This is a genomic window from Streptomyces sp. TM32, assembly GCF_004122755.1.
Lineage (GTDB): Bacteria > Actinomycetota > Actinomycetes > Streptomycetales > Streptomycetaceae > Streptomyces > Streptomyces sioyaensis.
Genome location: NZ_SDIG01000030.1, coordinates 20,014 through 35,018, shown reverse-complemented (window position 1 = coordinate 35,018; position 15,005 = coordinate 20,014). Strand labels below are relative to the sequence as shown.

The window sequence follows — 15,005 nt, the reverse complement described above, 5'->3', positions numbered from 1 at the left end:
CCCTGCCAGGCCCCGGGGTACCCGGCAGCCACCGTCCGAACAGACCATTGCAGTTGAGGGAAGAGTGTCGTGCAGTTCCGCCAACAGGCCCTTTCCAAGCTGCAGTCGCCCGAGGAAATCGATCTGCCGGTGCGGTTCGCCCGGCCCCAGGGCTGGCTCGTGCTGACGGTCACGCTCCTCTTCGTGTGCGCCGCCTCCCTCTGGGCGGTGACCGGCACCGTGTCGTCCACCCTGAACGCCCCCGGAATCCTCACCCACGGCCAGGGCAGCTACGTCCTGCAGAGCCCGGTCGCGGGCCAGGTGACCGCCGTGCTCGCCGAAGAGGGCAAACGGGTGGCCGCCGACACCCCCGTCCTGAAGGTCCGTACCGCGCGGGGCAGCACCGTCGTCCGCGCCCTCGCCGCCGGCCGGGTGACCACCATGTCCGCCACGATCGGCTCCGTCGTCACGACCGGCGCGGAGGTGGCCTCCGTGGAGCGGATCGCCCATGCCCGCGACCCCCTGACGGCGATGCTGTACGTCCCGGCCGAGAGCGGCGCCACGGTGCCCGTCGGCGCCTCCGTCGACCTCACCGTCCAGTCCGTGCCGAGCCAGCAGTACGGCGTGCTGCGCGGCCGGGTCAAGGCGGTCGGCCGGACCGCGCAGACCCGCCAGCGGATCAGCACCTTCCTGGGCAGCAGTCAGCTCGGTGAGCAGTTCTCCCGGCACGGCCAGCCGGTGGCGGTCCTCGTCCAGCTCGACCCCGCCCCGCACAACAGGTCCGGCTACGCCTGGTCCACCTCCGACGGCCCGCCGTACGCCGTCGACACCATGACCCTGGCCGACGGCGCCGTCCATCTGGCCGCGCAGCACCCGATCGATTGGCTGCTGCCGTGAGCGCGCCGCAGGACTCCGCCGCCCCGCAGCCGCAGCTGCCGCCGCCCGGCCGCGGACGCCACCGTCCCGAGGCCGGCCCCGGCGCCCGCCGTACCCGCCGCGCGGCGCCGCCCGCCCCCAAGCCCAAGAAGACCAGGACCGTGCGCACCCCCACCGTCCTCCAGATGGAGGCCGTGGAGTGCGGCGCCGCGTCCCTGGCCATGGTGCTGGCCCACTACGGACGGCATGTGCCGCTGGAGGAGCTGCGGATCGCCTGCGGTGTCTCCCGTGACGGCTCGCGCGCCAGCAATCTGCTCAAGGCCGCGCGCAGCTACGGCCTGCAGGCCAAGGGCATGCAGATGGAACCGGCCGCGCTCGCCGAGGTCCAGGCGCCGGCCATCCTGTTCTGGGAGTTCAACCACTACGTCGTCTACGACGGCACGGGCCGCCGCCTCGGCCGCCGCGGCGTCCACATCAACGACCCCGACAAGGGCCGCCGCTTCGTGGCGACGGAGGACTTCGACACCAGCTTCACCGGCGTCGCCCTGGTCTTCGAGCCCGGCGAGGACTTCCGCAAGGGCGGCCGCAAGCCCGGCATCCTCGGCGCCGTACCCGCCCGGATGCGCGGCACGACCGGCACCCTGCTGGCCGCCCTCCTCGCCAGCCTGCTGCTGGTCGCGGTCGGTGCCGCGGTGCCCGCGCTGAGCCGTACGTATATCGACATGTTCCTGATCGGCAACCAGACCTCGCTGCTGGGGCCGCTCTTCGCGTCGATGGCCGCCATGGTGGCGCTGACCGCCGTGCTGACCGGTCTGCAACAGGCGAACCTGCTGCGTGGCCGGATCATCTCCTCCACCCTCACCAGCGCCCGCTTCCTGCGCCATCTGCTCAGACTCCCGGTCACCTTCTTCGCCCAGCGCAGCCCGGCCGATCTGGTCCAGCGGCTGCAGTCGAACGACGCGGTGGCCGAGACCCTCGCGCGCGACCTCGCCGCCGCCGCGGTGGACGGGGTCGTCGTCGTCCTCTACGCCGTCCTGCTGTGGACCTACGACCCCCAACTGACCGTCATCGGGGTGGGGATCGCGCTGCTCAACGTCGTCGCCATGCGGATCGTGGTACGGCTGCGGGCCACCCACACCCAGAAACTGCGCGCCGACACCGCCCGGCTGACCAACACCGCCTACACCGGTCTGCAGCTCATCGAGACGATGAAGGCCACCGGCGGCGAGAACGGCTACTTCCGCCGCTGGGCCGGCCAGCACGCCACCACACTGGAGGAGCAGCAGCGCCTCGGGGTGCCGAGCGCCTGGCTGGCCGTGGTCGCCCCGACCCTCGCCACCCTCAACAGCGCGCTGATCCTGTGGATCGGCGGCCTCCGGGCGGTCGAGGGCCATATCTCCATCGGTCTGCTGGTCGCCTTCCAGGCGCTGGTGACCCGCTTCACCGCACCGATCACCCGGCTCAACGGAGTGGCCGGCCGCATCCAGGACTTCGCCGCCGACGTGGCCCGGCTCAAGGACGTCGAGAGCTTCCCCGCCGACACCCTCTACTCCCGCCCCGGCTCGGACTCCGACACCCGGCGGCTCAAGGGCCATGTGACCCTCGAAGACATCACCTTCGGCTACAGCCCGCTGGACAAACCGCTGCTCACCGGCTTCTCCCTGGCCGTCGGCCCCGGCCGGCAGGTCGCCCTCGTCGGCGGCTCCGGCAGCGGCAAGTCCACCGTCTCGCGGTTGATCTCCGGCCTCTACAGTCCCTGGGACGGCACCATCCGCATCGACGGCCAGCGGCTGGAGGACCTCTCCCGCAGCGCGCTGGCGGCCTCCGTGTCCTTCGTCGACCAGGACATCTTCCTCTTCGAGGGCACGGTCCGCGACAACGTGGCGCTGTGGGACCCCTCGATCCCCGACGACGCCGTCCTCACCGCCCTCAAGGACGCCGCCCTCTACGACGACGTCATCGCCCGGCGCCCCGACGGCATCCACAGCCGCGTCGAGCAGGACGGCCGCAACTTCTCCGGCGGGCAGCGGCAGCGGCTGGAGATCGCCCGCGCCCTGGTCCGGCGCCCCAGCATCCTGGTCCTCGACGAGGTCACCAGCGCACTGGACGCCCGGACCGAGCAGACCATCATGGACAACCTGCGGCGCCGCGGCTGCGCCTGCGTCATCATCGCCCACCGGCTGAGCACCGTCCGCGACAGCGACGAGATCGTGGTCCTCGACCACGGCGTGGTCGTCGAACGCGGCCGGCACGAGGACCTCGTCGCCGCCGGGGGCCCGTACGCCGAGCTGGTCAAGGAGCACTGACTGTGTCATCCATGCCCCCGTCCGCGGTCGTGGGACCGGGCGCCACCGACGCGGTGACCCAGGCGCTGGGCTCGCTGGGCACGCCCGTCGACTGCACCGGGCTGCGCAGCGTTCCCCTGGAGGGCCCGCATGTGCTGTGGCTGGTCACGGGCGGCGCGCTGGACCTCTTCGCCGTCGACGCCGCCCAGCAGGGGCACTGGCACTTCCTCGGCCGGCTCGAAGCGGGCGCCCTGCTGCTCGGCCCGGTCGAGGGCCCGCAGCACACCCTGCTCGGCCGGCCGTCGCAGGACTGTCTGCTGCGCCGGATCCCGCTGCGCGAGCTGCCCCGCCCCGAGTGGGACACGGGACAGTACGGGACGGTGGCGCAGTACGGGGAGCAGAGCCCGTACGGCCACGGGTACGCCGGCCACGCCGAGCCGGCCCCCTCCCCGCTGGAGCACGCCTTCGCCCTGGGCACCGCCCGCAGCCTGGGCGTGCTGTTCGAGGCCCCGCTCGACGGCCGGCCCGGCGACGAGGCGGTGGCCGACGACGACGTCCTGTGGATGCCGGTCCCGCCCGGCAGCGTGCAGTACGGCGCCTCCTACAGCGCGGAGGCGGCCGGCGATCTGCTGGTCGATGCCGGGCTGTGGCAGCAGATGGTCAATCAGCAATACCGGCTGCTGTCCGCCGTCGACCGGTGGATCGAGCAGCTGGAGCGCGCCCACGAGGACCGCACGGCGGCCGGCATCAAGGCCGGTGAGGCGGTCCGTGAGCGGGCCGACCAGGCGCTGTTGGCCTCCATCGGCCGCCCGGACCGGTCCGGGCGGGGGAGCGACGGGCCGGGCCGGGCCGGCGACGACGCCACCTTCGCGGTCTGCCGTACGGTCGCGGAGGCGGCCGGCATCACCCTCACCGAGCCCCCGAAGGGCGGTGCCGTCAACGACCGCGTCACCCCTGTCGAACGGATCGCGGTCAGCTCGCGGATCCGGACCCGCGCGGTCCGGCTCCAGGGCCGCTGGTGGCGGACCAACACCGGCCCGCTGGTGGGCCATCGCGCCAAGTCCGGTGCCCCGGTGGCCCTGCTGTGGCGGCGCGGGCGCTACGAAGCGGTCAATCCGGCCTCCGGAATGCGGATGCGGATCGGCAAGGACAACGCCGAGGAGCTCGAACCGCGTGCCGTGATGTTCTACCGCCCGCTGCCGGAACGGCCCATGAGCCTGTGGCGGCTGATGCGCTTCAGCCTGCGCGGCACCCGGATGGACGTCCGCAACCTGGCCCTCAGCGGTCTGGTGACGGTCGCCCTCGGCGCGCTCGTCCCGCTCGCGACCGGCCGGGTGCTCGGGGTGTACGTGCCCAGCGCCCAGAAGAGCCTGATCGTCCAGGTCGCGCTGGCCGTCATCGTCACCAGCATCGTCTCCGCCGCCTTCATGCTGCTGCAGAACCTCACCGTCCTGCGGATGGAGGGCCGGATCGAGAGTGCGCTGCAGCCGGCCGTGTGGGACCGGCTGCTGCGGCTGCCGGCGAAGTTCTTCACCGAACGCTCCACCGGCGAGCTGGCCAGCGCCGCGATGGGCATCAGCAGCATCCGGCGGGTGCTGTCCGGGGTCGGCCCGGTGGCCGTGCAGTCCGCGACCATCGGCGCGATGAACCTCGTCATGCTGCTGTGCTTCAGCGTGCCGCTGGCACTGGCGGCGATCGGCATGCTGGTCGTCATCGGCGCGGTGTTCCTCGCCATGGGGATGTGGGAGCTGCGCTGGCAGCGACGGCTGGTCAAGCTGGGCAACAAGCTCAACAACCAGGCGTTCCAGACCCTGCGGGGCCTGCCCAAGCTGCGGGTCGCCGCGGCCGAGAGCTTCGCCTACGCGGCCTGGGCCCGGGAGTTCGCCCGTACCCGCGAGCTCCAGCAGAAGGCCGGCCGGATCAAGAATCTGACCACCGTCCTCAACGCGGTCTATCTGCCGCTCTGCTCGCTCATCATGTTCATGCTGCTGGCCGGACCCGCCCGCGGCAGCATGTCGGCCGGGTCCTTCCTCACCTTCAACACCTCGGTGACCATGCTGCTGACCTCGGTCACCCAGATCACCGGCGCCTTCGTCACGGCCGCCGCCGCGCTGCCGATGTTCGAGGAGGTCAAGCCGGTACTGGACGAGAAGCCGGAGGTGCGCGGCGCCAGCGCCCAGCCCGGGGCCCTCTCCGGCGCCATCGAGGCCAAGAAGCTCTCCTTCCGCTACACCGACGACGGCCCGCTCGTCCTCGACGAGGTCTCGCTGCGGGTCCGGCCGGGTGAGTTCGTGGCCGTCGTCGGCCCGAGCGGCTGCGGCAAGTCGACCCTGCTGCGGCTCCTGATCGGCTTCGACCGGCCCACCGCCGGCAGCGTGCTCTACGACGGCCAGGACCTGACGGCCCTGGACCAGGCGGCGGTGCGCCGCCAGTGCGGCGTCGTCCTGCAGAACGCCCAGCCGCTGACCGGCTCGATCCTGGACTGCATCTGCGGCGCGGAGGCCTTCACCCAGGAGGAGGCCTGGGCCGCCGCCGAGATGGCGGGCCTGGCCGAGGACATCAAGCGGATGCCGATGGGCCTGCACACCATGATCTCCGGCGGTGCCGCGATCTCCGGCGGCCAGCGGCAGCGTCTGATGATCGCTCAGGCGCTGGTCCGCCGCCCGCGGATGCTGTTCTTCGACGAGGCCACCAGCGCCCTGGACAACGAGACCCAGCGCATCGTCAGCGACAGCACCCGCAAGCTCAGCGCCAGCCGGCTGGTGATCGCGCACCGGCTCTCCACGGTCATGGACGCCGACCGCGTGATCGTCATGGCGGACGGCCGGATCGTCGAGCAGGGCCCGCCGGCCGAACTGCTCGCCGACACCGGCGGCGCCCTGCACGACCTGGTGCGACGCCAGCTGACCTGACCTGACCGCCGGGAGGGGGCGTCCCCTCGACCCCCCGGGACCCTCGGGACGCCCCGCCCACCGGGCCATGCCATTCCCCGTATCCCCGCCACGCACCGCTTATCTTGCAAAGCAGTCAGCGGACGGAGAATAAGATGGCCAGAGCGAAAGACCTGTTCGACGCCATGCCACCCGACCGGCGCCGGCGGCTGCGGGACATCGCCCACGAGGTGTCGCTGCCGCGCGCCACCCGCCTCTTCGAGGAGGGCCGGCGGGCGGACCGGTTCTGGATCATCCGCAGTGGACAGGTCGTGCTCGACCAGCGCGTCCCCGGCCGCCAGGCCGCGGTCGTGGAGACCCTCGGCCGCGATGAACTGCTCGGCTGGTCCTGGCTGTTCCCGCCCTACCTGTGGCATCTGGGCGCCCAGACCGTCGGCCCGGTGGACGCGGTGGAGTTCGACGCGGCGGTGGTCCGCGAGCTGTGCGAGTCGGACCCCGTCCTCGGCCGGGCGATGTACCGCTATGTCGCCGAGACGGTGGCCGACCGCCTGCACGGCACCCGGGTCCGCCTGCTGGACCTGTACGGGCCTCAGGGGAGCGGGCTCGATCCGTGAGAGGGCACTCCAAGAATCTGCCGCAAGTCACTCCCGCCCGCTTGTGACCCGTGACAGTCCGCTCTGTGCCCCAGCACCATGAACCCGGGCCGGTGACCGTCCGACAATCGCCTGCATGAGCCATCTCGCCTGGGACGATGAACAGGACTTCGCCGACGCCGACCGTGGGTTCGTGGCCCGTCTCGACCCCTGCCTCATCCGGGACGCCGAGGGCCGCGTCGTCTGGGACAACGACGCGTATGCCTTCCTGGGCGACGACTGCCCGCCCACCGCGCACCCCTCGCTGTGGCGGCAGAGTCGGCTCGTGGCCCGGCAGGGGCTCTACGAGGTTGTGCCGGGGATCTACCAGGTGCGTGGGCTGGACATCTCGCACATCACCTTCGTGGAGGGCGACCGGGGGGTGCTTGTCGTCGACCCGCTGATCAGTACCGAGGTGGCGGCGGCCGCGCTGGCGCTGTACCGCGAGCACCGTGGACCGCGGCCGGTCACCGCCGTCCTCTACAGCCATTCGCACCTCGACCACTTCGGCGGGGTGCGCGGCGTGGTCGACGAGGCGGACGTGGCGGCCGGGCGGATACCGGTGATCGCCCCGGCCGGCTTCCTGGCCCACGCGGTCGGTGAGAACGTCTTCACCGGCCCCGCGATGGTGCGCCGGGCCGGCTACATGTACGGCACCACGCTGCCCAAGGGGCCAGCCGGGCAGATCGGTTGCGGCCTGGGCCAGACGACCTCGACCGGCTCCGTCGGTCTGATCGCCCCCACCCTGGACATCACCGCGACCGGCCAGGAAGAGGTGATCGACGGTATCCGGATGGTCTTCCAGCTGACGCCCGGCACCGAGGCGCCGGCCGAGATGAACTTTCACTTCCCCGAGCGGCGGGCGCTGTGCGTGGCCGAGAACGCCTGCCACACGCTGCACAACGTCCTCACCCTCCGCGGCGCCCTGGTCCGTGACCCCAGTGCGTGGGCCCGCTATCTCACCGAGACCCTGCGGCTGTTCGCCGATTCAAGCGACGTCGTCTTCGCCTCCCACCACTGGCCCACCTGGGGAGCCGATCGCGCGGTCCGGTTCCTGGAGGAGCAGCGCGATGCCTATGCCTACCTGCACGACCAGTCCGTACGGATGATCAACGCGGGGCTCACCGGCGCCGAGATAGCCGAGGAGCTGCGTTTTCCGCCCGCCCTGGAGCGTGCCTGGCACGCCCGCGGCTACTACGGCACTCTCAGCCACAACGCCAAGGCCGTGTATCAGCGTTACATGGGCTGGTTCGACGGGAACCCGGCCCATCTGTGGCAGCATCCGCCGGTGGCCGCGGCCCGGCGCTATGTGGAGTTCATGGGCGGTGCCGACGCCGTGCTGGCCAAGGCCCGTCAGGCGTACGAGGCGGGGGATCTGCGCTGGGTGGCCGAAGTGGTCAACCACGTCATCTTCGCCGAACCCGACCATGCCGAGGCCCGCGCCCTCCAGGCCGACGCCTTCGAAAGGCTGGGCCAGGCTGCCGAGTCCGGTCCCTGGCGCAACTTCTACCTCGTGGGCGCCGCCGAGCTGCGCGGCGCCGACGCCGGGAGCCCCGCACACCCCGCGCCCGACCTCCTTGCCGCGCTCACCGCCGAGCAGATCTTCCAGTCCATGGCCGTCCGCCTCAACGGCCCCCGGGCCGGCGACCGGCGCCTCCTCCTGCGCTGGGAGATCGGGTCCGGGCCGGACGGGACCGACCCGGCCGCCGGCCCTGAGATCTGGACGCTGTTGTTGTCCAACGGCGCGCTCACCCCCATGCCCGGCGACGCGCCCCGCGGCGAACGTCCGCATGCCACGCTGCGCCTGGCACGCACCACTCTGAATGCGGTCCTCAGTGGTGCCACCACGTTCCTCGACGAGATCACCGCCGGTACCGTCACCGTTGACGGCGACTCCGGGGCGCTGCTCGCCTTCAACTCCCTGTTGGACAAGCCGGAGTGGAACTTTTCGATCGTTACGCCGTGACGGGGGCTGCGGTTCAGCCCTCGTCGCCGGCGTCGCGTAGCAGTAGTGCCGCGAGGGCCAGGGCCGCGCCCCGGGGTGTGGAGAGATCGAGCCCGGTGAGGGCGGAGAGCCTGGCCAGCCGGTTGTCGACCGTGTTGGGGTGGAGGGTCAGCCGCCGGGCGGTGGCGCGGCGGTCCTGCGCCTGTTCCAGATGGGTGCGGAGGGTTTCGAGGAGTTCGGGCCGGTCGGCGACCGGGTCGAGCAGCGCGGCGATCCGGTCGCTGCCGGCGCTGGGGCGGGACAGCTGGTATTCCAGCAGGACGTCATCGAGCCGGTGCAGCCCGGCCGGATGGCCACAGGCCCGGGCCACCCGGATGATCCGGGCGGCGGTCCGTGCCGCCTCCGGGATCTGCCCGCCCTGCTCCGCGGGCACGGCCGCGAGCCGTACGCCCGGGCCGCCGGCCTCGGTGAGCCGCTCGGCGAGACCGGCCGGGAGCCGGGCCCGGCCGGGCACGATCGCCTGGCCTCCGGCGCCGTCGAACAAGGTGAGGACCTCCGTGTCGAAGGCCCGGTCCAGCACCGTCTGGAGCCGTCGTGCCACCCGTCGTACGGCGACCGGCGCCCGCGGGCCGTCCGGCAGTTGTACGGCCAGGACCAGCGACGGCCCGTCGAGTCCGCTGCCGGCCGGGGGGAGGTCGGTGCCCGCCAGCAGCCCGCGGACCTGGGCGCGGCGCTCCTCGCGCCGTTCGGTGGCGAGCGCCGCCTGTTCATCGAGGTAGGTCTCGGTGACGGCACTCACCACCCGCTGCTCGGCACCGAGCAGATAGCCGGCCAGCTCGACCAGCGCGGCCTCCTCGCCGGGCCGGGCGGCCTCCCGCAGCGCCTGCCACAGCACCCGGGCCCCCACGCAGTGGGTGGAAAGCAGCAACTCCAGCGGCATACCCTCCTCGGCCCGCTGGGCGGCGCGCTCGCGGAAGAACCCGGTGTCGTCCGGGCCGGGTTGCGGATCGTGCACCACCCGTTCCAGGAACAGCCGCAGCCCGTGCCGCGCGGTCGCCGCGATCTCCACATCCCGGACGTCGGCGGGGAGTTCGGCATAGCCGTGCAGCTGCGCGAAGGTGTCCTGGGACATCAGCCGGGCGAGTTCGTTCACCCGGGGCACACAGCGCGCGGCGAGCGACCGTACGGCATCAGGCACCTCGGGGACCGGCGCCCGCGGTTCGGGCATGGCGGAAGGGTGTGCCGCGCCCGCTGTCATCGACCGCCTCCCGGTGCCGGTGGTGACGCGTCACCTCGTAGGGTCGGAGCCGTGAGCTACCGCGCCGGTCCGCGATCCTACTAAGGATCTGTCGGCCCTGGTGGGTGGGCGGCTGACGGGGCGTCAGCGGCGGGGCGCGGGGGCGGGGCTGAAGTCGTCCCGTGGACAACGCCCTCATGTCTGTGGAGCGGCTGACGATGATGACCTGCGCGCAATGGGCCGGGAGGCCGTGCGTGAAGCGGCTCCGCTCCTGCGGCGAGAGGTACCGTACTATCCTTGTTTCTTCCAGTTTCCTCGCAGGTCGTAGGTCTACCCGCTGGCGTAGGTCTCAGCGGGCGCGCCCCGGTGGAGGGGCGCTTGCCGGTGGCGGCGGCAAACCAGGCCGGGGGACGGTTGCAGGAGGTGCAGACCATGGTGCGGCGTTCGCGACTGCGGCCGGTGGGGGATGTGGCAGCGGCCGACTGGGTGGTGGCGGGGGTCGGGCCGTTCGGGTCCGGCGTGGGTGCTTTCGTACCGCACGGATTCGAGGCGTACGCGCGGATTCTGCATCCGGCGTCGGCGTCCGACGAAAGCCCCGTGACGTGGGCAGAGGTGGCCGCGTGGTCGGGCAGGGTGGTGCATCCGCGGGTGCAGTTCCGGGCGCTCGCCACTCCTGCGTCGGAGGTGCGAGCGGCGAAGCCCTGGGAGGAGGAGCCCGAACCGGGCGTGCTGCCTCCTGCCACGCTGGCGGCGCTGTGTGACGTCCTGGCCCGGCACACCACGTCGGGTGACCGCTGCTGGTTCTGCGTCTGGGACGGGTACGAGTCCATGTCGGACGGCCGCGCGACCCTCACTTTCACGTCGAAGGAGGGGGACGGGCAGCCGGAGCCGGGTCTGCTGCCACCGGAGTTTCCGTCGGGCATCGTCGACGGCCCTCAAGTGGAGTTGCCGGAACGCAGCTATCTCCTGCTTGAGGGCCCGCTCGACGCTGCGGGGGAAGTGGCGATGTCACTCTCTCCGCAGTCGCCCAACGTGTTCTGGCCCGACGACCGGGCCTGGTGTGTCGCAACGGAGATCGACCTCGACTCCACCTATCTCGGTGGCACGGCGGCGCTCGTCTCCGATGTGCTGGCGGATGAGCGACTGGAGGCCGTGCCGGTCGAGGTGACCGATCCCGTGTGGGAAGACAGCGATGAGGTCAATCGCTGATTCCCCGGGTCAGCACCTGGTGAGGTGCACCTTGGAGGTCTTGGCGGCCATGTTCGCCGTGTGCGGGTGGTAGCCGGGGGGCGCGGTGATTTGGGCGGCCGACTCGCCCTGGTAGTAGCCGGTCCGGCAGACGAGCGCCGCGTTGCCCCTGGCGGCGGCCCGCCCGACGCTCCCGTAGGCATTGATCTTCGACCCGTGGTTGCTGAAGAGGCCGATCTTTGCGCGGATCATCCTCACCGGCTTGGTGCAGGTCACGCGGACCCGGACGTTGACCGTACCCGGCACGTGGCCGGAGTGGTGCGGCGCGCCGTGGTTGGCCCCGATGAACACCATCTCGCAGTGGATGACCCGTGAGCTGGCGGTGGCTTTGCCATGGGCCGAGGGGTAGAAGGTGAGCTCGGTCTTGCCGAGGACCCGGGCCGAGCCCGGGCCGGGAGTCGCCGCTCCCGCCGTGGACACGGTGCCGACGACAGCGAGGGCTGCCGCGGCTCCCAAGATCCCCACTCGCTGCACGAGGCGAGATGTGGCGTCCCATCGACGTAACTTCATGTTTCGTCTCCTTCCGCTGATACCGGTGCTCGGTCGGCACGTCGAACCTGCATGTGACGTGGCCGACGAGTTTCCGCCCGAGACGGCGTGGACCGTCCATCGCAACATTCCGGTGCTCCGCAGTCCCCCGTCAGGACGTCGAAAGCCTCTAATGGATAGACATGTCTGTCAACGGCGTGAACATGAGGCGTAGTTGGGCTTTTCTGCGCAGCGTGGAGACACCGCCTCAGGACAGGAACGGAGCCGCCGCGGTTGCGTGGGGACGCGTGACACCGCGCAGTGGCCCTCCGGTACGGCAAGCTCGCCGTCTGCTTCTCCCGGGCGGAAAAGGGCGCCCCTGCCCCGGAACCGCCTCCGCTCCCGGGCCGACTATCTGTGCCGGGCCGTGACCGCGGCCCGCCGACCGCGGCTGCGGCGGGTGAGACGGCCGGGGCACGGCCGGTGAGCGTAGGGGAGAAGCGCCATGCGTGCTGGGAAGTTGTGCGGGATCGCGGTGGTCGTCGCGCTGGGCGCCACGGCGTGCGGCGGCAGCGGCGGCGGGGAAGCGGGCACGGACAAGGCCGCCTCCGGGGCCGGTTTTCCCGTGAAGGTCGCCGACTGCAAGGGCTCGCTCACCTTCTCGTCCGCACCCCGCAAGATCGTCACCAGCAATGCCGCCGCCCTGGAGATGCTGTTGCGGCTGGGCGCGGGCGACCGGGTCATCGGGACCGGGTTCCCGCCCGGCAAGGGGACGCTGCCGGGCGCGCTGGACGGCGCGGCCCAGAAGGTGCCGGTGCTGGGAAAGTCGGTGATTCCCAAGGAGAAGCTGCTCGGCTCGGGCGCAGATCTGTACGTCGACACCTTCGCCTCGATGAACGGCATGCAGGGGGCCGGCGACGCGCCGACCGAGGAGGAGTACACGGCGGCCGGCATCAAGCACCTCCATCTGACCTCCACCGCCTGCGCGCCGACGGCCGGCAAGGCGCAGGACGACCTGTCCGTTGTGGAGAACGACATCAGACGGCTGGGCGCGGTGACCGGTACCGGCAAGCGGGCCGACGCCCTGGTGGCGGGGATGCGGGCGAAGGTCGGCGCGGTGCGCACGGCGGTCGGTGACGTCGCCCCCGACAAGCGGCCGACGTACTTCTTCTTCGACTACGACGCGGGCACCAAGCAGCCGGTCGCCGTCTGCCGCACGCAGGTCGCCAATGCCGTGATCCGCCAGGCCGGCGCGCGCAACGTCTTCGACGGCTGCGACGGCGACTTCAAGCCGGTCTCCTGGGAGGACGTGGTCGCCAAGAACCCGGACTGGATCCAGCTCGGGGTGCGCAACCGGGGCAGCGCGGCGGCCAACGCCAAGGCCTTCGACGAGGCCGCGACGTTCCTGAAGAACTTCCCCGCCACCAAGGACCTCGCGGCGGTGCGGAACGGGAAGTTCCTGCGGATCGGCTCGGAGCGTACGACGATCGCCGGGGTCGGCAATGCGGACACCGTCGAGGAGATCGCACACACCGTCCATGCCGACCGGTTCAAGGCGGCTCGGAAGTGACGCAGACGGAGACGGTTGTGGAACCGGGCGCCCGGGCGGCGGACGACGGGCGGTCCGCGCGCCGCACCCCGCGCGCCGGGCTGCTCGCCGCCGGGCTCGGGATCGCGCTGGTGGCGGCGCTGACCGCGGCGGTCTGCCTGGGCTCCACCGACATCGCGCCCGGACACGTCTGGTCGGTGGTGCTCCAGCGGCTCGGCGGAGCGCCGCCCCGGCCGGGCACCGACGACCTGATCGTGTGGCAACTGCGGGTGCCGCGTGCGCTGTTGGCGGCACTGGTCGGTGCGGGGCTCGGGCTGGTGGGGACGGCGACCCAGGCGATGGTGCGCAATCCGCTGGCCGACCCCTATCTGCTGGGTATCTCCAACGGCGCCTCGCTCGGCGCGGTCGCCGCCATCGTGCTGGGCGCCTCGGCCGGCGACCTCCTGGGGCTGGGGCTCTCGGCGGCCGCGTTCGCCGGTGCGCTGGCCTCGTTCGCGCTGGTGTGGTGCTTCGCCCGGCGGGGCGGCGGCTTCTCGCCGCTGCGGCTGGTGCTGGCCGGAGTGGGCATCGGGCAGTTCCTCTCCGGCTTCACCAGCTATCTGGTGTTGCAGGCCGGCGATGAACAGCAGACCCGGAGCGTGCTGTTCTGGCTGATGGGCAGCCTGGGCGGGGCCACCTGGAGCGTCCTGTGGCTGCCGGCGGCCGCGGTCGGCGCCGGGCTGCTGGCCCTCCAGGCGCGGGCCCGAGCCATGAACGCGCTGCTCATGGGCGACGAGACCGCGGCCGGCGTGGGCGTGGACGTCACCCGGCTGCGCAGGGAGCTGTTCGTGGTGACCGGACTGCTGACCGGCGTCCTGGTCGCGGTCTCCGGCGCCATCGGCTTCGTGGGCCTGATGGTGCCGCATCTGTGCCGGCTGGTCCTCGGCGGCGACCACCGTCGGCTGCTGCCGCTGTCCGCGCTGACCGGCGCGTTGCTGCTGGTGGTGGTGGACGTGGTGTGCCGTACGGCGATGGACTCCCAGGAGCTGCCGGTGGGCGTCGTCACCGCGATGATCGGGGCGCCCGTCCTGCTGTTCCTGCTGGACCGGCGGATGGAGGCGGGCCGGTGACCGTCGAGATCGAGGATCTGCACGTCGGCTATGCGGGCCGCGACGTCGTCGCCGGAGTGCGTTTGATGGCGGCGGCCGGCGAGATCGCCGGGCTCGTCGGGCCCAACGGCAGCGGCAAGTCCACCGTGCTGCGGACCGTCTACCGGCATCTGCGGCCCACCGCCGGCCGGGTGCTGCTGGCCGGGACCGACCTGCGCACCCTCACCCCGGGACAGACCGCACGGCAGGTCGCCGCGCTGCCGCAGGAGCGCGGCAGCGACTTCGAGCTGACCGTGCACGAAGTGGTGGCGATGGGCCGTACGCCCTACAAGCGGGCCTTCGCGGGCGAGGACCGCGCCGACCGGGAGTGCGTGGCCGGCGCCCTGGCGGCCGTCGGCATGGCCGGGCAGGGCGCCCGCCGGTTCTCCGCGCTGTCCGGGGGCGAGCGGCAACGGGTGCTGCTGGCCCGTGCGTTCGCCCAGGACCCGGAGGTGCTGGTGCTGGACGAGCCCACCAACCACCTCGACGTCCGGCATCAGGTGGAGCTGCTCGCGCTGCTGCGGGCCCAGCGCCGCACGACGCTGATCTCCCTGCACGACCTGAACGCCGCGGCCTCCCTGTGCGACCGGCTGCATGTGCTGCACGCCGGGCGGGTGGTGGCGTCCGGCGCCCCGCGTACGGTGCTCACGCCGCAGCTGCTGGCCGAGGTGTTCGGGGTGCGCGCCGCGGTCACCGCCCACCCGCTCACCGGTGATCCGCTGATCGCCTTCGACCATCGCGAGCCGCTGCCCGCCGGCGACGGCTGAC

At 72.2% G+C, this 15,005-nt stretch carries 11 protein-coding genes; 9 read left to right on the top strand and 2 right to left on the bottom strand.

Annotated features, from left to right (window positions below):
• Window positions 1-69: 69 nt before the first annotated feature.
• The 5 genes from EST92_RS10315 (at window position 70) to EST92_RS10295 (ending at window position 8,629) form a co-directional block, all read left to right on the top strand.
• Complete coding sequence (locus EST92_RS10315; RefSeq protein WP_129280635.1) at window positions 70-876, top strand: HlyD family efflux transporter periplasmic adaptor subunit; 807 nt, start codon at window positions 70-72, stop codon at window positions 874-876.
• Window positions 873-3,161 (top strand): NHLP family bacteriocin export ABC transporter peptidase/permease/ATPase subunit, encoded by a 2,289-nt coding sequence (locus EST92_RS10310; RefSeq protein ID WP_129280634.1) that lies wholly within the window; start codon window positions 873-875, stop codon window positions 3,159-3,161. The genes EST92_RS10315 and EST92_RS10310 overlap by 4 nt, the downstream gene beginning before the upstream one ends.
• Window positions 3,162-3,172: 11 nt before the next feature.
• Window positions 3,173-6,052, top strand: a complete 2,880-nt coding sequence (locus EST92_RS10305) for an NHLP bacteriocin export ABC transporter permease/ATPase subunit (protein WP_129280651.1) — start codon at window positions 3,173-3,175, stop codon at window positions 6,050-6,052.
• 134 nt (window positions 6,053-6,186) lie between these two features.
• Window positions 6,187-6,645 (top strand): cyclic nucleotide-binding domain-containing protein, encoded by a 459-nt coding sequence (locus EST92_RS10300; protein WP_129280633.1) that lies wholly within the window; start codon window positions 6,187-6,189, stop codon window positions 6,643-6,645.
• 115 nt (window positions 6,646-6,760) lie between these two features.
• Window positions 6,761-8,629 (top strand): alkyl sulfatase dimerization domain-containing protein, encoded by a 1,869-nt coding sequence (locus EST92_RS10295; protein ID WP_129280632.1) that lies wholly within the window; start codon window positions 6,761-6,763, stop codon window positions 8,627-8,629.
• A gap of 13 nt (window positions 8,630-8,642) precedes the next feature.
• Here the strand turns inward: EST92_RS10295 and EST92_RS10290 are convergent, their stop codons facing one another.
• Window positions 8,643-9,836: a PucR family transcriptional regulator gene (locus EST92_RS10290; RefSeq protein WP_129280631.1), complete on the bottom strand. Its 1,194-nt coding sequence runs from the start codon at window positions 9,834-9,836 to the stop codon at window positions 8,643-8,645.
• A 441-nt stretch (window positions 9,837-10,277) separates the two neighbouring features.
• Here EST92_RS10290 and EST92_RS10285 point away from each other — a divergent pair, with 441 nt between their 5' ends.
• Window positions 10,278-11,054, top strand: coding sequence for a hypothetical protein (locus EST92_RS10285; RefSeq protein ID WP_174243978.1), 777 nt, complete (start codon window positions 10,278-10,280; stop codon window positions 11,052-11,054).
• Between the two features lie 9 nt (window positions 11,055-11,063).
• On the opposite strand, the gene EST92_RS10280 is transcribed toward EST92_RS10285, so the two are convergent.
• Window positions 11,064-11,603: a hypothetical protein gene (locus tag EST92_RS10280; RefSeq protein WP_174243975.1), complete on the bottom strand. Its 540-nt coding sequence runs from the start codon at window positions 11,601-11,603 to the stop codon at window positions 11,064-11,066.
• 463 nt (window positions 11,604-12,066) lie between these two features.
• On the opposite strand from EST92_RS10280, the gene EST92_RS10275 reads away from it, so the two are divergent.
• Genes EST92_RS10275 through EST92_RS10265 form a run of 3 tightly spaced genes read left to right on the top strand, consistent with a single transcriptional unit; the run spans window position 12,067 to window position 15,004 of the window.
• Complete coding sequence (locus EST92_RS10275; protein WP_174243974.1) at window positions 12,067-13,131, top strand: ABC transporter substrate-binding protein; 1,065 nt, start codon at window positions 12,067-12,069, stop codon at window positions 13,129-13,131.
• A gap of 17 nt (window positions 13,132-13,148) precedes the next feature.
• Window positions 13,149-14,219 carry an iron ABC transporter permease gene (locus tag EST92_RS10270; RefSeq protein WP_129280648.1) on the top strand — a complete coding sequence of 357 codons (1,071 nt, stop codon included), beginning with the start codon at window positions 13,149-13,151 and terminating at the stop codon, window positions 14,217-14,219.
• The gene (locus EST92_RS10265) at window positions 14,216-15,004 is read left to right on the top strand and encodes an ABC transporter ATP-binding protein (RefSeq protein WP_129280629.1); all 789 of its coding nucleotides are present in this window, start codon (window positions 14,216-14,218) and stop codon (window positions 15,002-15,004) included. The genes EST92_RS10270 and EST92_RS10265 overlap by 4 nt, the downstream gene beginning before the upstream one ends.
• Window position 15,005: the final 1 nt, after the last annotated feature.

Excerpts from the sequence above, each read along its gene's own strand:
- EST92_RS10305 (WP_129280651.1), top strand. The coding sequence starts at position 3,173 with ATGCCCCCGTCCGCGGTCGTGGGACCGGGCGCCACCGACGCGGTGACC.
- EST92_RS10300 (WP_129280633.1), top strand. The coding sequence starts at position 6,187 with ATGGCCAGAGCGAAAGACCTGTTCGACGCCATGCCACCCGACCGGCGC.
- EST92_RS10295 (WP_129280632.1), top strand. The coding sequence starts at position 6,761 with ATGAGCCATCTCGCCTGGGACGATGAACAGGACTTCGCCGACGCCGAC.
- EST92_RS10290 (WP_129280631.1), bottom strand. The coding sequence starts at position 9,836 with ATGCCCGAACCGCGGGCGCCGGTCCCCGAGGTGCCTGATGCCGTACGG.
- EST92_RS10285 (WP_174243978.1), top strand. The coding sequence starts at position 10,278 with ATGGTGCGGCGTTCGCGACTGCGGCCGGTGGGGGATGTGGCAGCGGCC.
- EST92_RS10280 (WP_174243975.1), bottom strand. The coding sequence starts at position 11,603 with ATGAAGTTACGTCGATGGGACGCCACATCTCGCCTCGTGCAGCGAGTG.
- EST92_RS10275 (WP_174243974.1), top strand. The coding sequence starts at position 12,067 with ATGCGTGCTGGGAAGTTGTGCGGGATCGCGGTGGTCGTCGCGCTGGGC.